Source organism: Mangrovicoccus sp. HB161399 (assembly GCF_013184745.1).
Classification (GTDB): domain Bacteria; phylum Pseudomonadota; class Alphaproteobacteria; order Rhodobacterales; family Rhodobacteraceae; genus Mangrovicoccus.
In genome coordinates this window covers 1-19,891 of record NZ_JAATVU010000035.1, presented here as the reverse complement: position 1 = coordinate 19,891, position 19,891 = coordinate 1, and the positions used below count along the sequence as shown (strand labels likewise).

The window sequence follows — 19,891 nt, the reverse complement described above, 5'->3', positions numbered from 1 at the left end:
ATCTTTTTAGATTCCATCTATTTGCATCCAAATCCGCTTGGCTACAGGCTTCCCTTCACCTCTCGGAACAACGCCTTGATCTCGCCGACTGCCTTCGAGCTTGGTTTATCGAATTCCGTAATAGCGCGACCGGAAATCAAGGCCTGCATAAAGGCTTTGCGCTGCCCCAAACGCGCCTTTGCAACCGGCACTTCAGGGTAGAGTTCCTGCAATACTGCTTCCGTGTCGTCCCCTTCCGGACCGACAGCTGCGACTTGGCTCAGGACGAAGACGCCCGGACGACCGGCCTGCCTCATGATCTCAACCGTTCCGGCGGCCGCATTGATATCAAACGGGCCTGGACGGATGGGAACAACCACCAAATCAGCGGCACGAACTGCGACGTCGATGGTACCGCCCGCGTGCGGCGGCGTGTCGATCACCACATAGTCGGCGCCGTCTTCCTCGGCCTGTCTCAGATAAGCCGTAAGGTTGCCAGGCATGGCCTGCAGCACAATCGGGTCTTCCAGATCCCGTAGTTTCGCCCAATCAGAGACAGACCCTTGGGGGTCAAGGTCGAGAAGGACGACCTGAGTGTTCTTGCGGCTCTGCATGGCTTGCACCGCGAGGTGAATTGAAATGGTGCTCTTACCCGCGCCGCCCTTCTGCGTGGCGACGGCTATGACCTTCGTATTCCTATTCATGCACCACCTTCATCGGTGTCCGGTGTCGCGCCATCGCTCTCCAAGTATGTCTCGTACTCTCGCAACATCTGTTCGACGACGACACCGCCGTTCAACGACAACCACTCGAGGAAGCCTGCCTTTGGAGCATCCTTGAGGGTAATGTGGACGCCGGAGGCTGTACGCCGGAGGCTGCCAACAGGCCTGTCATGAGAAGACACCCAGAGCTCTACCTGCGCGGCCTTTGTGATGCCAATCTTCCCATCTGACTTCTCAACCCTGAATGCCGCATCGAAGATGCTGGAGAACCTGGCATCGGAAGACGCAACTGCAGCATCCGAAATGTTGGCAGCTGCCAACACCTCGCGCATCCGTCCTTCAGCGGTACCGTCGCTTTCGAGCTGCGCGACAAGCTTTTCCCAGCGCGGCCTACCGGCACCAGGCGCTTTCCCGATGAAGGCAAGGATATCCTCAGGAATGCCCCGTCCAATCTTGAGGTACCTCGATCTATCGGTCTTTCCGCAGGAGAAGGCAGCGTCGATGTCGGCTGGCGTCAAGCCAGCCTCGTCGACCATGCGGACGGCAAGTCTCGCCCGCTCGATGTAGCTGAGGTCTTCCCGAGCGATGTTCTCGATCGCCTGCCCCATGACCAGTTCCTTGGCGTCGAGGTCCTGAATCTCTGCCCGGACGGTCAGACCGGCCTGCTTACACGCTGCCAGCCTGCGGCGGCCAGCCACGATCTCGTATTCTCCAGGTTTTGCGGGATGTGGCCGAACGAGGATCGGGACTTTCTGTCCGGCAACCCGAATGCTTTCGGCCAAAGTGACGATTTCAGCCTGATCAACCTCGATGCGATCCTCAAGTCCACCGGCATGGACGAGTTCCGGATCCAGTTCGGCAATTCGTCCCGCGACCGGCCCAATGTTGGCAGCTGCCAACCCACCTTTCCTGGATTTCGCGGCCAAATCCCGCAACGAACTCTTGCGCGCAGCCATGGGCTATTCCTCTTTTCCCGGCCACAAAGCCGCCAGGCAAGACATCAAGTCCCTGCCCCAAAACATCAGTCGAGCCGATTGCGCTTGGCGTGCGCCCGGCAAAACGCGACGAAGTGCTTGCCGGGATTTCGCGGTGAATCCTCGAGTTCCTCGATCCATTCTCTCCACTCCCGTTCCAGCGCATGGACATCCCAGCCGGCCGCAGCCGCCCTTGCCTCTTCGTAGTCTTCCGGCTGCAGAAGCATCGTCGGGATAAGGCCGGGCTCCTGCGCGCCAATACGGCGAAAGATCACGTTCGGTCCTTCTTCCTCGATCAGGTAATCGGGAATGAATCTATCCTGGCCATTTTCGGCAAGGAGTTCCCGGACCGACCTCTTGAACCTCGACGCCGGGGCGCGGCTTCCAACTTTACGCGAGAGCTTGTCCCAGCCGATCGTCCAGCGCACCTGCTGGCCGCAATGCTTGCGGCCAATCTCGTAGAGGCGCCGCGCAAGCGGACTGCGAAGACGGAAGTAATCCGGCGAGATGCGCAGGACCTCCCGCGACCGGACTGCATCGAGCGTCCAGTCGGCCAGCTTGAGCTCGAGCTCCGACATGCGCCCGTCGGTCGTCTCGCGGACCACCCGGAAGCCATCAATCAGGCCGACCCCCTCGGTGATTTCCTTTCCCCCAATGACGAAGTTCGCCTTGATGGTCGTTCCTCTCAGTCGCTCGAGCGCCGCCGTCAGCGCCCGGTAGGCCCTTCCATCCGTTCCACGGTTTGTCGCGAGGAGTAGCTGATGAGCGTTGATACGGAGATATGCCGTAGGTTCCCGGCCTGCATCCGCCGCCGCGACCAGCTGCGAAACAGCAAAAATGAGAACATCCCGGTCATGCACGGTTGCAAGCCCACGGCCCGACGGAATGACCTCCATGCAGGTCTTGCCAAGATTGTAAGTCCGGGCAACCATGTCAGGACGTGTTGAAATCGAGAAGATCGGATGCTCCATCGAGGCCAGATCACCCCTAGGCGCTGCATCGAGAATATCCGCCACGAAAAAATCTGGCTGTGCAGGGCTAGGGATCAGCTGCTGGTTCATCTGCAAATACTTCGTGGGTTCACGCGGTCTTCGTGCCTTCAGGCCCGCTTCGTGCTTTCAAGCCTACTTCGTGTTTTCAGGCCACGTCAACCGACGAGTGCCGAGTCGGGCGAATTCTTGGTGTTGATGCATCGGCTTCGTGACTCGGGGCCAACTTGCTGCAACAACTTCGTGACTCGACGCCGAGTCACGAAGTTTATCCATTTGTTTTACAATGACGATTCAAGTTATCGACAGACCGTAACTCTTTAACTCTTATTTAACTTACTAACTCAGAGCCAAAGCAGACCAAAATGTACCCGCAAGATGATAGTCACGGGTATCAAGAGCAAAGAGCACAAACGCTTGCCAACGCTCATTCCCGCTGCGGATGGCGGCAAGGCGCTGCTTCGCGGTGGCGCACGCGCGGGCCTGCAGCAGGCACTCAACATGGGCGGCGACATGCAGCGGCCGGATCTCCTGGAGGCTGCATGTCGCCCAAGTCGTCGAGGAAGGCGCAGAATTCCGTCACGGCGCGCAGATAGGTGCGGCGGGTGTTCGGGTTGCGGATCCGGGCGCCAAAGAACTCCCGCGTGCGCTCCGTGGCCCGCTCGCCCGAGGCGGCGACTAGGGCGAGCAGGCCGCCGGACACGGCGGCATCGCCATCAGGCAGCATGACCGGTCCCCAGCCCGCCCATCAGCTCTTCTTGCAGAAGTAGAGCGCAATATAGGGCGGCATGTTGTTGTGGGCTTCGCTGCCTCCAGCGGCGACCGGTTTCCGGGATGTCACCCGATAGCTTCCACCTTGAAAGCCGTTTGTGGCGGAGTCGCCCCGGACATTTGCCCAGTAGCCTTCAAGCCTTCCGTCCGGTTCGTGATCATGTCTTGGCATCTCATCCGGTGTAAGTTTGTGTGTTTCTTCCCCGCCGCGCTTTCGATACTCGTAGCGGCCCTCTGGCCCCCCTGCGGCGAGCACTGTTCGTCCCGCGAAGATTTCGGGTTCTTCCGTAGCCAGAGTTACCGGATGCTGCGCGGCGCTGCCGGATGCGGCAGGGGAGGGCAGGGGCACGGCCCGTTCCGGCACGGTCCCGGCGGAGGCTGCCGGAAACCCGCATGCCGGGCCGCATCGGCGACCCTGAATTCGTGCTTTACAGCCGCTGCACCTCGCAGCATCTTGTATCCAACCGCAGCGCGATCGCCAGATCGGCTAGGGGTCCATGGAAAATTCCGGCCGATATACACATGATGTGCCGGGCTGCCCAACAAGAGGGTGGACACATGTCAGTGCTCCCCAATCGCCAGCCAGCCCTGTTCGAACACGGGGCTCTTTCCCCGGACGGAACCGGGACCTTTCCGGAAGCCGACCGCACCGGACGTGCAGCCGTTGCAGGCCCGGAGGGCGGGGCAGCGGAACGGAAGGCGCCCGCCGGGCGGAAAGCCTCGCCGCAGCTTCCGGGCGGCCGGGCAATCCTTCCGGCCCCGGACGGGACATGTACCTGTCCGACAGGGAGGTCGCCGCGCGCCATTCCGTTGCCCGCCCTGCCGTCCGGCGCTGGGCAGGGGGCCAGGACGGCTTTCCGGAGCCGGTCCGGATCGCCGCCGGAACGACGCGGTGGCGCCTTTCCGATCTGGACGCCTATGAGCGCGGCAGGGTTGCCGCCGCAAGGACAGCGAAACCCGTGCGGAAGCGGGGAGGCGGGAAATGAGCCGCGCCTGCCGGGAGAGGGTCAAAAGAACGAGATGTCGTCGGCAAGCAGCATCCTGTCGGCGATTCCCTCGAGCAGCAACGTCCTGTCTCCGCCGAAATCGAGCAGCAGGCCGGTTTCCGCATCGGCCGCAACCTGGTCCAGCAAGGCCGCCGTGTCCGCAGCGCCGTTCATGATGGACCGGTTCAGCAGCAGCACGTCCTCGCCGAGTTCGAAATCGGTGATTGCGCTGTTCACGGACCACGAGCTGAAATAGAAATGGAAGCTGTCCGCTCCCTCGCCTCCGGTCATGATATCTTGGCCGCTGCTGCCTCCCAGATGGTCGTCGCCCTCGCCCCCGTCCAGCCGGTCATTGCCGCTGCTGCCATTCAAGGTGTCCTGGCCGTCGCCCCCCGAGATCACGTCGTTGCCGGAGCGGCCTTCCAGGGAGTCGTCGCCCGCCCCGCCATCCAGCGTGTCGTCCCCGCCACGGCCATCGAGGGTGTCGGCTCCGTCTCCGCCCGAGAGCAGGTCATTGCCGAAGCCGCCCCAGAGGAAGTCGTCGTCGCTGCCGCCATCCAGCGTGTCGTCCCCGAAGCCTCCCACAAGCCGGTCCCTTTCGGCGCCACCGGCCAGCATGTCGTCGCCGCCCTGGCCGAAGAGCAGGTCGTAACCTTCGCCGCCTTCGATACGGTCGTTCCCGAGGCCTCCCTCGGCCGTGTCGTTCCCGTCGCCTCCGTAGATCCTGTCATCGCCGAAACGGCCTTCCAGGATGTCGTTGCCAGTTCCGCCGTCCAGCGTGTCCCGGCCGAAGCCGCCGATCAGGGTGTCATTGCCATCCTGGCCGTAGAGCACGTCGGCCCCGTCGCCCCCCTCCACACGGTCCTGCCCGCCGCTCGCGAACACGGTGTCGTTGCCGGGCCCGGTGGCGATCCTCTCGCTTTCCCGGGTTCCCGTGACCATGTCGTCCTCGGAGATGCCCGAAAGGTCGTCTGGCATCTCGGCAAGCCCGGACAGGTCCGGAATGCTGATCGGTGTTCCCGGGGCGAAGCTGCCCTCCGGCACCTGCAGGGCGCCCGGCACGCCGGGATCGAAGCTCCCGATGAATTCCAGCACGCCATCGAGATCCGATAGATCGGCAGCGGTGCCGCCGAGATGGAAGATCATGTCGGTGTTGGCGTCGAGATCGTAGAGATCGAGCAGGATCGCTCCGGCATGGACACCGGTGGCAACCTCCAGAACCAGCACCGTGTAGCGGCCGCCGAAATGGTCCTGCGGGACGGAGGCCCCATTGAGGCGGACATCTGCTGCAATGCCCGAGCTGTCGAGGATTCTCATATCCGCGACAGGAAGGCCGAAGAAATTCTGCGAGACCGAATAGTCGAAGAATTCCTGCAGGTCCGGGAGCACCACATCCAGCGTCGCGAGACCGGACAAGCTGCCGTCGATGAGGGTGTAGCCGCGGAAGGAATAGGTTTTCATTGGAATGCCTGCCTGAAGTGGAGCGTCATGGCTCCGGTCTAGGACACCCCATGTCGGGTGCCAACGGATTTGGGATTTTCTGCCGGACGTGCCGCAGCTTTGCGGCCGGGCCCCGCGATCCGGCCGTTTCCCGCATGTGGCCAGGCGGACAGGAGATGAACCGCCAGGACCGCGAGGGAAGACCATTGGTCCGGGCTGTGCTGTGCGCCGTCATTGCGGGGAGCTGCGCGGCAAGGTCCGGCACGCATTTCCGGAATGCGGCCCTCGCGGGAGGGACACGAACGGGGTGGAGGTTGCGTTTCTTCCGGTTCCCCTCGCCGGGAGGATTGCGCTCCTTGACGGGGCAGAGCGTGGCGCAGCCAAGGCCAGCCTTGCCTCGCTGACCGGCGACGCCATCAGAACGGTGCCGATCGGGTGACCTGCACTGCGGCAATCCCGGGGGAAAGTCGCGACGGGCATTTGCAGGGCGACATCGAAGCGCTCATGTCCCGGACCGCCGCCGGACGGCCAGACAGATGCGGCGATGATGAGGACCGGCAGCTGCCCCGCTGGCCGCGGCCCGGCATGCAAGGGTCCCGGCCGCTCGGCGCGACGCCCTGATCCATGGATGGAGCAGCCTCCGGCCGCGGAGCCTGACGGCGCGCTGGGCGGGACGGGAAAGCTTGCCACGGGCAGTTCCGCCGTGACCGGGACGATGCCTGCTCCCCGTCCCGGTCACCGTCTGCGGCAGGGCGGCTCCCCCTTCCGGGCAAGGGGAAGGGAAGGGCCTGCGGAGCCAGGGAAAGGGCAGGCGTCGGCGGAATGACGAAGATGGCGGCCGGCTGGTCCCGCCTGTCCGGACCGGGAAGCGCCTGCCCATGGCGGCACCGGAACCGGCGCTTGCACCAGTTGCACCCGCTCTGCCCGGAGGCCCGGCGAACGCGCTGGGCGCACCGGGGATAGGTCTGGACCGTTCGGATTGGGCCCGGGGGGCCGAGAGGGGGCGGCATTGGTGGGCGCTCTGCATCTCCGGCGCGTCCGCCATTGCCGGGCCAGTCCGCGGAGGCAGCAGGCCACGGTGAAGGGTTTGCCCCGGCTGCCTTGCCGTGAGGACCGAAGCGCCCGGACAGCCCCTTGCAACAGCGGCCTCCATCCTGGACAGGGAACGATGTCCGGCGCCTTGCCCCGGCTCCCTCGCCGGACCGGGTTTCGATGCGGACGGCGTCCTCACGTCCGGTTCCGGCTTGCCTTCCGTGCAGGCGGGCAGGGGAGAGACCTGCCTGACATCCCGGGATGGATCGCGGTCCCGCCGGGCATTGGCGTGCGGAAGCGGAACGGCCTCCAGGACAAGCTGACCGGCAAAAGGCAAGCCTCTGCCCGGGGACGGCCTTCCCGCGAAGGGCCTGGCTCCCGAACCCCCGGGACAGAAAACCACAGCGGACGGGCACTGCACGCGCAGGATGACAGCGGCGGCCGGAAACCGGCGCAGGACCCGGCATCGGCCAGCCAGGCCATCAAGCCAGCATTCCTGGCATGGGGCCTTCCCGGGGACCGCCCGCGCGGACAGGCCGGTTGCGGAGAGCTGCGGATATGGGCCATCGGTTCCATCTGCTGCCGGAGGGGCCTTCTCCCGGTCCCGCTGCCGCTGACGCTGTCGCACCCGGGAACGCGCTGGGCGAAGGCACGGTGCTTTCCTGCCTCCCAATCTCCGGAACTGTGTTGCCGGGGTCTTCCCCCTGAACCCGGTGCCACGGAGCGTCCCGGCGCGGCTCATGCCGCGGGCCGAATGGTGTCTTGCCCGGAAACGCGCTGGGCGCTGCCCGCCAAGTCCATCTCTGCGGCGGCACCTCCGGGAACATCTCCGGCCGTCCCGGAAAGCTTGCAAACTCTCCCAGGCGGCTCCCAGAATGCGGACTTCATTTGGACGGTGCTAGCCAGCCGGAAATGAAACTCCCCCGCTCAGGAGGCGCTACAGGCGCTCTGACGGCCCTTCGGCGCGACGCCCAGCGTCTTCGGGTTTCCGCAGTCCCGTTCCGGGCGCCGCTCCGGACCCCCATGCCGCAGGAGGGCCGCCGCCGCAGGGATTGCGCGGAGTTGGCCGTCCATCCCTTCGCTGCAGCCGGGGCAGCCGGTCCGCCGACCGGGAGACAAGCCGGTGCCGATGGCCCTGGCCGGGCGCCATGGTCCGGACCGCGGCTGCTTCCCATCGAAGAGGCGGCTGGCAGGGGGCCGCGCTCCGGCGGCTTGCCGCCCCCTGCGACGCCATCGGGACGCTGGCCGCGGCCGCGCTGCTGCATGTCGGGCAAGCGGGAGGGGCCCCATCCGGGCATTGTCTGCCGTCGCCACCCGACCCGGCGGGGACCCCCATGGACGCAGCCATGGCGGCACGGAGCATGCAGCCCAGGGGTGCCCCCGGCGCCTCCGGGGACATGGGCATGACGGCGGCATGGCGGCCTGAAATCCATCCGGCGCGCGGGTGCCCTCGATGGGCATACGTAATAAAACGTAACTTTTGCACCGCTGATCGCTGCCTGGGGTTCCAATCCGTGCATTGTTTTCATTGCGTTTTCCGGATTTCGGGGAGCACGTAACAAAAAGGGAGGATTAGGGGAGACTCCGCGGGCAGCATGGCACGGCCGAAGGCACTGGCGGCCTCAATGGCCCAGGCAGGGCCGCGGCTCCATGCGGCAGTGCCGCCAAGGGCTGGGACCCGCAGATTTCCGGCCGCCCCGGCACGTCCGCCCGCCAGCCTTTCCGGTAAAATGCCGACAGTGAGGCCGCTCTCTGCGACCTTCGCAAATGGCTGCGTCCGGCTGGACTGGTTCGAGCGGCCCGACAAGACAGATCCGGTCCTGCGCGCCGCGCTGGCGCATCTGTGGTTCGTGACCATCCATCCTTTCGAGGATGGCAACGGCCGCATTGCCCGCGCGATCGCCGACATGGCGCTCGCCCGCTCCGAAGCCAGCCCGAGCCACGCCCCAACGGAACGCGACCGCCGGAAATTGCCCGGGTCTTCCACTGCGGCGGAAAATGACAGGGCAGTCACCGGTCCGATGCCCGGGATCGTCATCAGCAAGACCGCTGCCTTGTCATGGCTCGCGGCAGCAAGCAACTGCCGGTCGAACTCGGCCGCGTGGCGGTCCGTGCCCGGCGGCGCCTAGGCCGCCGGTAGTTCAGCGGCGCTGTTGCCGACGATATAGCCGAAGGTCAATGCCGGGCCGAGGGTGATTCCGGCGCCTGGATAGGCCCCTGACATGATCGAGTTGATATCGTTGCCGCAGGCGAAGAGCCCCTCGATCGGCTGGCCCTCGCGGTCCTTGACACGGCCCTGCGCGTCAATCTCCAAACCCATCGAAGTGCCGATGTCGCCGGGAAAGATCTCGACTGCATAAAGCGGGCCCACGAGCGGCCGCAGGCAGGGATTCGGCTTGCACTCGGGATCGCCGAGATAGCGCTGGTAGCTAGTCGTGCCCTTGCCGAATTCGCTATCGGTGCCGGAGGCAGCGTCCCGGTTGAACCTCTCGATCGTCTGGCTGAGAGCTGCAGGGTCGATGCCGCAATTGCCAGCAAGCTCGGCCAGAGTCGCACCGCGCTTCAGATAGCCGCTGGCCAGGTGGGGAGCGATGCGCCCCGGAAAGGCCGGCACCGCACCTAGCCCGTAGCGCCTGAGCGCCCGATGATCGCAGACGAGCCATGCCGAACGCTGTCCCCCGTCAAGAAGCTTGCCTATCAGCGCCTGAACGAAGTCGTGATAGCTCACCGCCTCGTTGACGAAGCGCTGCCCGTCATGGCCGACCGCGATCACGCCAGGCTTGGCGCGGTCGAGGAACAGATGCGGGAAGGGGCGGGTGCTGCCATCGCGGTTCTTCAGAAGCGAGACCGGTGTCCAGAAGGCGGCGTTGGAATTGCTCTCGACGAAGGCTGCACCGATTGCCTCGGCAGCGGCAATCGCACCGCCGGTGCCGGACGCAGGCGACATCGAGTAATGCGGCAGGCCGCGGCGAACGTGGTCGAAGGTCCGCGCACGGCGAGCGGCGTCGTGCGGGAAGCCGCCTGCGGCCAGCACCACGCCGTGGCTCGCTGTGATGCGCCGGATGACTCCGCCACAGCGCAGCTGAGCCCCGGTCACACGGCCGGAGGCGTTGCGTTCGAGGGCCACGAGCTCCTGTCCCAGATGCATCGGGATGCCGCGGGCGAAAGCGCTGGACGCCAGCCGCGCAGCCACCGCCGCGCCCATTACCAGACGGGTATTGCGACCATGGCCAAGCCGGTCGATCCCATAGCGCAGGATCCGGCCAGCCGCATACCGGGCCGAAACGGCAGAGCGGGTCATCCTCAGGAAATGGTAGATGTCCGGCCGCCCGAGCGTGAGCCCGCCGAGGATCGTGAAATCCTCGATCGGCGGCTTCATCCGCGCCAGCATCGGCCCGAGCTTGCGGCCGTCGAAATCATGTGCGTCGAGCGCCCTCCCGCCTTCGGCAGCGCCGTAGCGGTCGGAATGGTAGTCGGGCGAGACCGGCCGGTGGGACAGTGTCAGCTCGGTCTCGTCGTTGAAGAAGGCGATGGCTTCGGGGCCCTGGGACAGGAAGGCATCGACCAACTCGGCATTGAAGAGGTTGCCGGCCTCTGATTGCAGATAGGCTCTGGCGGCGGCGCGGTCGTCGGCCATGCCCGCGCGGCGCATGAGGGGATTGTCCGGCACCCAGATTGCACCGCCCGAGACCGCGGTCGAGCCCCCCCAGACGGGAGCCTTGTCGACGAGAATGGGGTGGAGACCGCATGCCTCTGCCCGAAGCGCGGCGGCCATGCCGGCCGCACCGGTGCCCACCACCAGGAGCTCGCAGCGTTCGGGCAGGGGCGCGTCGGGATCGGGGAAAGCCTCAGGCAACATCGATCGGCACCTCGCGCGGATAGCGGCCCGCCGCCCAGCCGCCGTCGACGGCCAGCACCTGGCCCGTGACGAAGCCGGCTTCGTCCGATGCAAGGAAGCGCACGGCGCGCGCGACATCTGCGGGCGTGCCCACCCGGCGCAGCGGCGCGCCGTCGATCATCACCATGCGCCGCCAGGACTCGGTCTGGATGCGCTCGGCCGTCAGCGGCGTCTCTATCAGGCCTGGCGCAACGGCGTTCACCCGGATGCCGTTCGGTCCGAAATCGGTGGCCATCTGCCGCGTAAGCCCGATCACCGCCGCTTTGGAGGTAGAGTAGCCGCAGGAGCTCTGGGCTCCGATTTCGCCGAAGATCGAGGCGGTGTTGACGATCGAGCCTCCGCCGGACCGCACCATCAGCGGTACCGCCCAACGCGACAGCCGGAAGAGTCCCAGAACATTGATCTGGAAATAGCGTTCGAAATCGGCATCGCTGGTTTCGAGCGCGTGGGCGCCGCGGGCCACTCCGGCATTGTTGCACAGGATGTGCAGCGTACTGCCGCGGTCGGCGAGCGCCGCATCGAGCTTTGCGGTGAGGCCGGGATCGGTCACGTCGCCGATGACCGGCGCCACCGCCCCGGGGAAGCGGGCGGCCAGGGCGGCAACGCCCTCGGGGTCGCGATCCACGGCCAGGACGTGGGCCCCGGCTGCGATCAGCGCCTCGGCGATGGCCAGGCCGATGCCCTGCCCGGCGCCGGTGACGATCGCGCTGCGGCCCGAAAGGCTGCTAGGTTCGAGTGTCATGGCCGGATCCTCAGAATGCAGCCGTGCCGCCGACCGAGCGGCCGCCATCGACAATGAGGACCTGCCCAGTGACATACTCGGCGCGCGGATCGGCGAAGAAGGCCACGGCATGGGCAATGTGTTCGGGCTGGCCGAGGTGGCCGGAGGGCTGCTGCGCGCGCATCTCTTCCAGCCCGTCGGGCCGGGCCTTCAGCATGTCGGTCTCGATCACGCCTGGCGCGACCGCGTTGACAGTGATCTGGCGCGCCGCGAGTTCGAGCGAAAGGGCCTTGGTGAAGCCCGCGACCCCGGCCTTGGAGGCGACGTAATGGGCATAGTTGCGCGCACCGAAGGCCGCGCGAGAGGCCAGGTTGATGATCCGTCCACCTTCCGGCAGCACCCGTGCCGCCTGCTGGCAGAGCGTGAACATCGCCACCAGGTTCACTTCGTACATCCTGCGGAAGTCGTCGGCGGTCAGGTCATCGAAGGGGATGACGTTGAAGATGCCCGCGTTGTTGACCAGCACCCGCAGCCCGGATGCCGCATCGATCAGCGCCTGGGTTGCGGCAGGATCGGTGATGTCCAGCACTTCGGCTCGGGCCTGGCCGCCTGCGGCCGTGATCTGGGAGACGGTTTCCTCTGCGGCATCAGCTGCGCGATCGGCAACGATCACGAGGTAGCCGTCTTCGGACAGGCGATGGGCGATGGCCCGGCCAATGCCGGAGCCGGCGCCAGTGACAATGGCGGTGGGCAGGGTAGGGGCGGACATGGGATTCCCTTGGGTCTGGCCGATTGAGGCGCCGGTGGCCGGGCCGCGGCTCGAATGGAGAGAGTGGGTAGCCGGTGCCCGGACCGGGCACCGGCCGACGGCATCAGTTCAGGCCGAAGGTCTCGGCGTCGAGCTTGGCGTAGATCTCGTCATTGACCAGCTTGCCGACGGTCTCGGCATCGTTGCGGTCGACATCGGCCAGAAGCCCGTGCCATTTCTCGACCAGTTTCTGGTATTCGGCCACGATATCCGAGGGATCGTCGATGCCGCGCACCTTCGCGGTCTCGGCCGCGAGCCCGCCGATCATCTTGGCCTGGAACTCCCCGAGCCGGGCGGCCATGGCGGGATCGGCCTCGGTGATCTCGATTCCGCGCTCCCTTGCTCCGGCCATCGCCGACTCGACGCCCTGATGGTAGGCGACCTGGGCAGCCGCCAGCGCCGGACCGGTCAGGTCGAGGATCTTGCGGCGATCCTCTGTCGACAGGCCGGACCAGAAGTCCTTGTTCAGCACATAGGTCGCTCCCATCGAAGCCCCCTGTGGCAGGGTGTTGATGTACTTCACCACTTCCCAGAACTTGTACCCCTTCTCGAGGTTGGTCGGATCGCTCAGCGTGCAGTCGATCGAGCCGCGTTCCAGCCCGGAGTAGGTGTCGGTCATCGGCACCGCGACCGGGATTGCGCCCAGCGAGGCAATCCACTGGTTCTGAGCCGTGCCCGCAGTGCGCACCTTCAGGCCCTCTACGGAGGCCGGGTCCGAGACAGGTTTCATGCACATGAAGTTGTAGATCGGGGTCGAATAGCCGCCGAGGAAGATGGTGTTGTGATCGCCATACTCCTGCACGAGACGCGGATTGGTCACCGCGATCTCGGTCAGTGCGAAGGCGTTGGCGAATTCGTCGGTGGCGGTGAAAGCCATGTCGTTGATCATGCCCGACAGCGGCAGCTCCGATGGCGTGTAGGATGCCGCGACGATCCCCAGCTGCGCCACCCCGTCGCCGACCGCTTGAAGCGTCGTGGGGGCGGGCACCAGCGACCCGGAGGAATAGACCTCGAATTCGACGTCGCCATTTGTACCTTCGGCGATGGCCTTGACGAAGGGTGCATAGGCGATCTCGTTGAGGATGTGCGACGGTGCCATCCAGTTTGTCGCCTGGTAGGTGTCGGCGGACGCTGCCGCCGAAAGGGAAATCGCGGCGGCACTGGCCAGCAGCAGGTTCTTGGTCATTTTTACTCCTCCCAAAGTAAGGGGTGTTGCGCCGGCAGTCAGCCGGCCATCATCTCCGGCAGCCACAGGCTGATCACGGGGAACAGGACAAGAAGCGCCAGGACGAACATGTCGGCGAGGATGAACCAGGACACGCCCCGGAAGATCTCGCCCAGCGTCACCCGGTCGCCCATCGACGACTTGATGACGAAGACATTCATCCCCATCGGCGGCGTTACCAGGCCGATCTCGAGCAGCTTGATTGCGAGCACGCCGAACCAGATCAGGTTCACGTCATGTGCGGCCAGCACCGGGCCGAGGACCGGCAGCGTCAGCAACATGATCGAGATGCTCTCGAGGAACGCGCCCATGACCAGGAACAGCACGCAGATCATGATCAGGACCGTCACGGTCGAGTAGCCGTCGAAGAGGCCCACGACGAAATCGGGGATCGTCGCCAGGGCCACGAACCGCGAGAACAGCGCGGCCCCGAGCACGACGATGAAAATCTCGGAGGTGCCCGACGCGGTGTCGACCAGGGCCCGGCGCAGGACCGGCAGGCTGAGCCGTCCGCGCAGACCGGCGATGGTGAAAGCGAGGAAAGCACCGGCCGCACCAGCCTCCGTGGCCGTGAACATGCCCGAGAAGATGCCGCCCATCACGCCCAGGATCAGGACCGGGAGCGGCCAGGCGTCCATGATCAACGCGCTCCGCTCTTCCTTCGACACTTCTACTGCCACCCGTGGCGCCAGCGACGGGTTGAGGCTGCAACGGATCGAGACGAGCCCGATGAAGGCCATGGCAGTGAGCAGTCCGGGCAGGATGCCGGCGATGAAGAGCGTGCTGATCGACGTGTCGAGCAGCAGCCCATAGACGATCATCAGGACAGAGGGCGGGATCAGCGCGCCGAGCGTGCCAGCCGCCGCCACCGAGCCGGTCGCCAGCCCGCTGTTGTAGCTCGACTTCAGCATCTCGGGCACGGCGATGCGCGAGAAGGCTGCGGCAGTCGCCACCGATGACCCGGAGGCCGAAGCGAAGAGCGCCGAGGCAACCACGGTCGAGGAAGCGAGGCCTCCGGGAATGCGTGCAAGCAGGATGCGGGCTGCGCCGAAGAGTCCGCGCGTGAGCCCTGCCTCGACAGCAATGAAGCCCATGAACAGGAACATCGGGATCGCCGACAAGTTCCAGTCACCGATCAGCGTGAAGGGCACGGCCTTGGTAATGCCGATGGCCGGCTTCCATTCCATCATTGCCCAGATGCCGAGGAAGGCGCTGGTGCCCATGGCGGCGCCGATCGGCACGCGCACGCCAATCAACATCAGGACGAGTCCGAGACCCGCGAATCCAAGTTCGATGCGCTCCATGTCAGGCCTCCGCTTCGCTGTGTTCTGGATGGCCGCCGTCAATGCGGATGCGGGGTTCGGCGAAGATGCGGACCAGCAGCACCAGGCAAGCCAGCGCGATTCCGATCGGCAGCATGAACTTGGCTGGCCAGATGGTCACGCGCCACAGACCGTCGACGCTTTCGTTGACCTTCCAGGCGCGGATCGCCACGTCCCAGGAAAACCAGCCGAGCCCGATGTAGAAGGCCAGCGTCACCGCCTCGCCGATCTTGCGCATGATCCGCTGGGCGCCCGCTGGCGCTGCATCATAGATCAGGTCGACCGAAATCGCGCTGCCCTTGGCCTCGACCCAGGCGAGGCTCAGGAACACGACCGCGATCATGTAGTAGTTGGCGACCACCTCGGCGGTGCTGGGCACCGGATAATGGAAGAAGTACTTGCCCATCACGTCGGCCATGACATGCAGCATCATCAGCGCCACTGACATGCCGGCCAGCACTGCGAGAGCCGTGGTGAGATTTCTCAGTATTGCGAACATGGCGCCTCCTCCCCGCGCGCTGTCGTTGCCGTCGGCACGGGCCGGAGGCCCGCTCCTGCCGCCGTCATTGCATCCGGTAGCCGCCGTTCACATCGATGACCGCGCCCGTGATATAGGCGGCGTCCGGGCCCATCAGGAATGCCACGGCTCCCGCCACATCTTCGGGCGTTCCGATGCGGTTGAGCGGGATGTTGGCTGCGACCGCGCCGTAGTTCTCGGGCGAGAGCGACTGGTGCAGCATCGGCGCGTCGATCAGGCCCGGGGCCACGCTGTTGACGGTGATGCCGCGCGGCGCGGCCTCCCGCGCGGCGGCTTTCATCAGGCCCAGGACCGCGCTTTTCGAGGCAATGTAGGCCGCGCTCGAACGATAGCCGCCAAGCTGAGCCGCGACTGAGGTGAAGCCGACAAAGCGGCCGCCTTTCGTGTCCGCGCGGGCGGTGCTGCGCAGATATTCCCGCAGGAGCAGGAACGTTCCCGTCGAATTGACCCGCTGCGTCAGGTCCCAGTCCTTCAGCGCGATTTCGGTCAGGGGCGGGCGGTCGCCATCCGGCGCGAAGAGCAGGATACCCGCCGCCGCGACCACATGGGCTATGGGCCGACCCTGGTCCTCGGCCGCCCTGAAAGCCGATACAACCGCGGCTTCGTCCGAGACGTCGAGCGCGATGGCACGATGGCCCTCGCCCTGCAGGTCCGCCAGAGCAGCCTCGGCACGCGCGTGGTCGAGATCTGCGGCGAGCACGGTGAAGCCGTCGGCGGCCATGCGGTTGGCGACGGCCTTCCCGATGCCCCCGGCGGCGCCGGTGACCAGGCAAAGTCCTGACATGTATGGATCCTCCCAAGATCGTTGCATTTGAAATGGACACAAAACGATGGAAATGGCAAGGAAGTTTTTGGCTGGAATGCCCGTTTTGGATAAATTATGCTTCCTGAGAGGACTTGATGGGTCGTGCCGCTGGCGACCGGACCGGCAGGTGGAGAAGTGGACATGTCAGATGCATCGACGAGTACAGAGATCGCGGTCGCGCGGCTGCGGGAGACGATTCTGCGTGGCGAGCTGCGTCCGGGAGACAAGCTGCATCAGGACCAGCTGGCCGAAATGCTGGGCGTCTCGCGCACGCCGCTGCGCACGGCGCTGACGGCGCTGACCCAGTCAGGGCTTGTGGTCTACGAAAGCAACCGCGGCTTTCGCGTGCGCGAATTCTCATATGAAGAAATGGTCGGGGCGTTCGAGGTGCGTGCCGAGCTGGAGGCGATGGCCTGCCGCAAGGCTGCCGCCAACATGACCACCGAAGTTGCGGAGCGGCTGGCGGCTCTGGTCGAGGAGGGCGATGCCCTGCTCGCACCGGGCGAGCTGGTGGCAGATAACCTCGGATCCTACCGGCAGATGAACGTGGCTTTCCACGACCTGGTGATCCGCATCGCCGGCAATCCCTGGATCCGGGACTTCGTCGAGCGGCTGCATGACGTTCCGATGGCGTCGGACCGGATCATCATGTGGCGCGACTATGACGTGATCCGCAGATCGCACGATGACCATCGCCGAATCGCACGTGCTCTGGCCCGCGGCCAGGGGGACCGCGCGGGCGCGATCATGCATGAACACATTACCTATGCGCTGGAACATCTCCTGTCGCATCTGGAACTCTATCCCGACGATTTTCTGCGCGTGCCCGCCGCGACCGTCCCTGCCGGACGGTCCAGACGCGGCACCAATTCCCGGAGGAAGACATGACCATCAGACTGTTCCATTCGCCAGCCTCGCCCTATGTGCGGAAGGTTTGGGTTGCGGCGCACGAGCGCGGCGTGGCCGACCAGATCGAGGCGCTGCCCTCGGCAGCGGGCCCGGTTCAGCGCGACGCGGAGATCGTGCGCCACAATGCTTCGGGCAAGGTGCCCTGCGCGCTTTTGGCCGATGACGAACCAGTTTTCGACAGCCGCGTGATCTGTGCCTATGTCGACTCTCTCGCGGCGGCGGAGGGCACGATCTACCCGCAAGACGCAAGCCGTTTCCGGGTCCTGACGCTCGAGGCACTGGGCGACGCGATTCTCGATGCCTGCCTGCTGTGCCGGTACGAAACGGCGATGCGTCCCGAGGCGCTCCGCTGGCAAGAATGGTTCGACGGCCAGATGGCCAAGATCGACAGCGGCCTCGACGCGCTCGAGACGCGCTGGTTCGCTCTCCTGGAGGACGGCTTCCACGCAGGCTCGATCGCCGCGGCCTGCGCTCTGGGCTATCTCGACTTCCGCTTTCCCGAAAAGGACTGGCGCAATGGTCACCCGAAGCTGGCTGCCTGGTTCGCGGAGGCGTCAGAACGACCCTCCATGAAAGCGAGCTTCCCACGCGGCTGATCCGGCGGTCTGTTCCGCCGACTGCTGGTTCGTGGTCGAAATGCGGCATATCCAATCTTCGAGGCGCCGGTCACGCTGGCGCACCGACGGAAGGCGCGCATCCTTCTCCGCGCGGTTGCCCGTGCTGGCACTGAAGCCCGCCATTCAGGATCATTCTTGAGTTGGTAGAGAAATGCGCGAGAAGGCTGAAAGTGTCCCATAATGCAAGCGGCCTGTAGACATGAAGGTTGCAGCCTGACGCCGACGGGATGACCAAATCTGCCAGATGCGCGTCCACCAGAACCAGAAGTCGAGGGCGTGCCCTGATGCAACGGTTAGTTACTGCGTCCGCGGCAAATCGGCGTCGGCCAACGGATTGACCGGTACTTGCCCGTAACTGGCTTTCCTGCCGCCGCTTGCCGCGCTAGGCCGAGGGCATGCTGACCGTCATTCCCGATCTTCACGCCGATCCCGCCCGCCTCTCCGCGAGCTTCGCCCAGGCAGGGCCGGAAATCGCCTTTCTGGGAGACTTCATTGATGGTGGCACCGGCGCGGACGATGCGGCGGTCCTGCGCGAAGTACGCGGGCGGATCGATGCGGGCCGGGCGATCGGGGTGATGGGTAATCATGAGCTGAATGCCATCCTGTTCCACCGCCGCGGTGCAGACGGACAGCCGCTCAGGGAACGGTCGCAAAAGAATATCGCCCAGCACCGCAGCTTCCTCTCCGCCTTCGGCACAGAGACTCCGGAGGCACTCGACTGGACGGAGTGGTTCCTGCGGACCCTGCCCCTCTGGCACGAGCGCCCCGGCCTGAGGCTTGTCCATGCCTTCTGGTCCGATCCGCTGATCGCGACCATCCGGGCGCGGCGTCCGGATGGTTTCCTGCAGCATGGGGACCTGCCCGAGATTGCCGCGGAAAGCACGGAATTCAGTCGCGCAGTGAAGCTTCTGGTCTCCGGACCCGAGGTTAGGCTTCCCGGTAGCCACGGCTTTGCCGACATCAAGGGCAACCTGCGCCGAGACGTCCGCGTCGCCTGGTGGCGGGCAGGCGCCCGGAGTTGGAAGGAACTCGCGCTTTCTGTGCCCGATCCTAGTGCGCTTCCTGCCGGAGATCCCGGTGCCAACCTGGCCGATATCCTCTATCCGGGGGACGGGCCCTGCGTTCTGTTCGGCCACTACAAGATGGCTCCGCCGCTCCGGATCGACCATGACCGCGCTGCCTGTCTCGACTATCCGGCGGCGCCCTGTCTCTATCGCTGGGACGGAGAGGACCGGCTTGGCCCGGAACAGCTGCTAGCCTTGCTCTGAATCGAAGAGGCCCTGCGGACCATCGCTCTCCTGCCAAGGCCGCGCGGCGAGGCGGAGCTGCCGCTTCGCGAAATCGACCCTTACCGAGGTCAGGACGCATGGATAATCGTCGAACCGGATTACCTGCCCCTGTTCGGCGATCAGGATCAGGAAATCCCGCAGGCAGACATCGCGCGAAGCTATGGCTCCCTCCCCGGAAAATGTCACTGAGACGCGGACATTCTCCGAAGGATCGTCCGCCACTGGCAGCAGGAGGTATTCGATAGGCTCCATGCGATTTTTCTCCTTGTTTCCTGGCGTCATGTCCTGCGCCGCGGTCCTCCTACTGCCAGCGCACGGGCTCCATGCCACCGCCCAGAACGTCGTTGCGGGCTTCAAGCCGCACGAGGTCCTCTGGCGCATTGGCATTGTCCGGCACGATGACGTAGTTCTCGCTGGTCTTGCTGGCGGCAGTTTCCCTGTCGGACAGGAAGGTCTCGTCCGCATGGGTGAAGGAGAACATTCCGGCAAAGCGTCGCCCCGTACCGGCTTCTCCGGGCATGCGCCATTCCCGCAGCGCGAACGCGATCATTGCCTCTTCCCGCAGGTCGCAAATGGTCTTCACAAGCGCTAGCGTGCCGTTCTTTTCGATGGTCGGCGTGTTGAACCGGTTGCGGCGCGCGCCAAACCGTTCGTCATCTCGGTTCTGCATAAGCTCAACGAAGCGTCCGGACTTTTCCACGACACCCGCCAGTGTCGCGTTCTGGCGCAGCATCGTGATCCGGGCATCGTCCATCTGTTTCTGCTTCACCTCGGGGGTGTTGTTGCTCAAGGTGATGTTGAGACCGTGGGGCAGCAGCATCAAGTTTCCGAGCCGCCGGATCTGCTGGCCGTCCCTGTATTCCAAG

The 19,891-nt window shown here is 65.2% G+C and carries 18 protein-coding genes and 2 pseudogenes; 4 read left to right on the top strand and 16 right to left on the bottom strand.

All coding sequences use genetic code 11. The features are described 5' to 3' along the window. Positions 1-41: 41 nt before the first annotated feature. The 6 genes from parA to HCC78_RS18760 all read right to left on the bottom strand — a co-directional run bounded on the left by parA (position 42) and on the right by HCC78_RS18760 (position 5,882). Positions 42-683, bottom strand: a complete 642-nt coding sequence (gene parA / locus HCC78_RS18785; RefSeq protein ID WP_172330327.1) for a ParA family partition ATPase — start codon at positions 681-683, stop codon at positions 42-44. Continuing rightward, on the bottom strand, positions 680-1,657 hold the full coding sequence (gene repB / locus HCC78_RS18780; RefSeq protein WP_172330326.1) for a plasmid partitioning protein RepB: 978 nt from the start codon (positions 1,655-1,657) through the stop codon (positions 680-682). Before repB ends, parA begins: the two co-directional genes overlap by 4 nt. A 65-nt stretch (positions 1,658-1,722) precedes the next feature. Next, the gene (locus tag HCC78_RS18775; protein ID WP_172330325.1) at positions 1,723-2,736 is read right to left on the bottom strand and encodes a replication initiator protein A; all 1,014 of its coding nucleotides are present in this window, start codon (positions 2,734-2,736) and stop codon (positions 1,723-1,725) included. Positions 2,737-3,160: 424 nt separating this feature from the next. Beyond that, entirely contained in the window at positions 3,161-3,391 is a 231-nt protein-coding gene (locus HCC78_RS18770) for a hypothetical protein (RefSeq protein WP_172330324.1), read from the bottom strand. A gap of 21 nt (positions 3,392-3,412) precedes the next feature. Then, complete coding sequence (locus HCC78_RS18765; protein ID WP_172330323.1) at positions 3,413-3,784, bottom strand: hypothetical protein; 372 nt, start codon at positions 3,782-3,784, stop codon at positions 3,413-3,415. A 658-nt stretch (positions 3,785-4,442) separates the two neighbouring features. Further along, entirely contained in the window at positions 4,443-5,882 is a 1,440-nt protein-coding gene (locus tag HCC78_RS18760) for a calcium-binding protein (protein ID WP_172330322.1), read from the bottom strand. 2,606 nt (positions 5,883-8,488) lie between these two features. Between HCC78_RS18760 and HCC78_RS34890 the strand changes: the two are divergent. Continuing rightward, positions 8,489-8,797: pseudogene (locus HCC78_RS34890) on the top strand (Fic family protein); the annotation flags it as partial. Positions 8,798-8,871: 74 nt separating this feature from the next. Here the strand turns inward: HCC78_RS34890 and HCC78_RS34885 are convergent. The 8 genes and pseudogenes from HCC78_RS34885 to HCC78_RS18715 all read right to left on the bottom strand — a co-directional run. Beyond that, positions 8,872-8,931, bottom strand: a pseudogene (locus HCC78_RS34885) (hypothetical protein); the annotation flags it as partial. Positions 8,932-9,018: 87 nt separating this feature from the next. Further along, positions 9,019-10,752: an FAD-binding protein gene (locus HCC78_RS18745; protein ID WP_172330352.1), complete on the bottom strand. Its 1,734-nt coding sequence runs from the start codon at positions 10,750-10,752 to the stop codon at positions 9,019-9,021. Then, positions 10,742-11,533 carry an SDR family NAD(P)-dependent oxidoreductase gene (locus tag HCC78_RS18740; protein ID WP_172330321.1) on the bottom strand — a complete coding sequence of 264 codons (792 nt, stop codon included), beginning with the start codon at positions 11,531-11,533 and terminating at the stop codon, positions 10,742-10,744. Before HCC78_RS18740 ends, HCC78_RS18745 begins: the two co-directional genes overlap by 11 nt. Positions 11,534-11,543: 10 nt before the next feature. Further along, positions 11,544-12,281, bottom strand: coding sequence for an SDR family NAD(P)-dependent oxidoreductase (locus tag HCC78_RS18735; protein ID WP_172330320.1), 738 nt, complete (start codon positions 12,279-12,281; stop codon positions 11,544-11,546). A gap of 103 nt (positions 12,282-12,384) precedes the next feature. Beyond that, positions 12,385-13,506 (bottom strand): C4-dicarboxylate TRAP transporter substrate-binding protein, encoded by a 1,122-nt coding sequence (locus HCC78_RS18730; RefSeq protein ID WP_172330319.1) that lies wholly within the window; start codon positions 13,504-13,506, stop codon positions 12,385-12,387. 38 nt (positions 13,507-13,544) lie between these two features. Then, entirely contained in the window at positions 13,545-14,849 is a 1,305-nt protein-coding gene (locus HCC78_RS18725; RefSeq protein ID WP_172330318.1) for a TRAP transporter large permease, read from the bottom strand. A gap of 1 nt (position 14,850) precedes the next feature. Further along, positions 14,851-15,366 (bottom strand): TRAP transporter small permease subunit, encoded by a 516-nt coding sequence (locus HCC78_RS18720; RefSeq protein ID WP_138472372.1) that lies wholly within the window; start codon positions 15,364-15,366, stop codon positions 14,851-14,853. 64 nt (positions 15,367-15,430) lie between these two features. Continuing rightward, a complete protein-coding gene (locus tag HCC78_RS18715; protein ID WP_172330317.1) occupies positions 15,431-16,189 on the bottom strand; it encodes an SDR family NAD(P)-dependent oxidoreductase in 759 nt (252 codons plus the stop codon). Positions 16,190-16,312: 123 nt separating this feature from the next. On the opposite strand from HCC78_RS18715, the gene HCC78_RS18710 reads away from it, so the two are divergent. From HCC78_RS18710 to HCC78_RS18700, 3 genes are all read left to right on the top strand, one after another. Beyond that, complete coding sequence (locus HCC78_RS18710; RefSeq protein WP_371743862.1) at positions 16,313-17,098, top strand: GntR family transcriptional regulator; 786 nt, start codon at positions 16,313-16,315, stop codon at positions 17,096-17,098. Beyond that, positions 17,095-17,715, top strand: a complete 621-nt coding sequence (locus HCC78_RS18705) for a glutathione S-transferase (RefSeq protein ID WP_172330316.1) — start codon at positions 17,095-17,097, stop codon at positions 17,713-17,715. The genes HCC78_RS18710 and HCC78_RS18705 overlap by 4 nt, the downstream gene beginning before the upstream one ends. A 416-nt stretch (positions 17,716-18,131) precedes the next feature. After that, on the top strand, positions 18,132-19,004 hold the full coding sequence (locus HCC78_RS18700) for a metallophosphoesterase (protein ID WP_138473157.1): 873 nt from the start codon (positions 18,132-18,134) through the stop codon (positions 19,002-19,004). Here the strand turns inward: HCC78_RS18700 and HCC78_RS18695 are convergent. Continuing rightward, positions 18,990-19,277 carry a hypothetical protein gene (locus tag HCC78_RS18695; protein ID WP_138473155.1) on the bottom strand — a complete coding sequence of 96 codons (288 nt, stop codon included), beginning with the start codon at positions 19,275-19,277 and terminating at the stop codon, positions 18,990-18,992. The genes HCC78_RS18700 and HCC78_RS18695 overlap by 15 nt on opposite strands. Positions 19,278-19,326: 49 nt before the next feature. Then, positions 19,327-19,891: hypothetical protein (locus tag HCC78_RS18690; protein WP_216671221.1), on the bottom strand; the 565-nt coding region annotated here is incomplete at its 5' end.

Excerpts from the sequence above, each read along its gene's own strand:
- parA (WP_172330327.1), bottom strand. The coding sequence starts at position 683 with ATGAATAGGAATACGAAGGTCATAGCCGTCGCCACGCAGAAGGGCGGC.
- repB (WP_172330326.1), bottom strand. The coding sequence starts at position 1,657 with ATGGCTGCGCGCAAGAGTTCGTTGCGGGATTTGGCCGCGAAATCCAGG.
- HCC78_RS18775 (WP_172330325.1), bottom strand. The coding sequence starts at position 2,736 with ATGAACCAGCAGCTGATCCCTAGCCCTGCACAGCCAGATTTTTTCGTG.
- HCC78_RS18770 (WP_172330324.1), bottom strand. The coding sequence starts at position 3,391 with ATGCTGCCTGATGGCGATGCCGCCGTGTCCGGCGGCCTGCTCGCCCTA.
- HCC78_RS18760 (WP_172330322.1), bottom strand. The coding sequence starts at position 5,882 with ATGAAAACCTATTCCTTCCGCGGCTACACCCTCATCGACGGCAGCTTG.
- HCC78_RS18745 (WP_172330352.1), bottom strand. The coding sequence starts at position 10,752 with ATGTTGCCTGAGGCTTTCCCCGATCCCGACGCGCCCCTGCCCGAACGC.
- HCC78_RS18740 (WP_172330321.1), bottom strand. The coding sequence starts at position 11,533 with ATGACACTCGAACCTAGCAGCCTTTCGGGCCGCAGCGCGATCGTCACC.
- HCC78_RS18735 (WP_172330320.1), bottom strand. The coding sequence starts at position 12,281 with ATGTCCGCCCCTACCCTGCCCACCGCCATTGTCACTGGCGCCGGCTCC.
- HCC78_RS18730 (WP_172330319.1), bottom strand. The coding sequence starts at position 13,506 with ATGACCAAGAACCTGCTGCTGGCCAGTGCCGCCGCGATTTCCCTTTCG.
- HCC78_RS18725 (WP_172330318.1), bottom strand. The coding sequence starts at position 14,849 with ATGGAGCGCATCGAACTTGGATTCGCGGGTCTCGGACTCGTCCTGATG.
- HCC78_RS18720 (WP_138472372.1), bottom strand. The coding sequence starts at position 15,366 with ATGTTCGCAATACTGAGAAATCTCACCACGGCTCTCGCAGTGCTGGCC.
- HCC78_RS18715 (WP_172330317.1), bottom strand. The coding sequence starts at position 16,189 with ATGTCAGGACTTTGCCTGGTCACCGGCGCCGCCGGGGGCATCGGGAAG.
- HCC78_RS18705 (WP_172330316.1), top strand. The coding sequence starts at position 17,095 with ATGACCATCAGACTGTTCCATTCGCCAGCCTCGCCCTATGTGCGGAAG.
- HCC78_RS18700 (WP_138473157.1), top strand. The coding sequence starts at position 18,132 with ATGCTGACCGTCATTCCCGATCTTCACGCCGATCCCGCCCGCCTCTCC.
- HCC78_RS18695 (WP_138473155.1), bottom strand. The coding sequence starts at position 19,277 with ATGGAGCCTATCGAATACCTCCTGCTGCCAGTGGCGGACGATCCTTCG.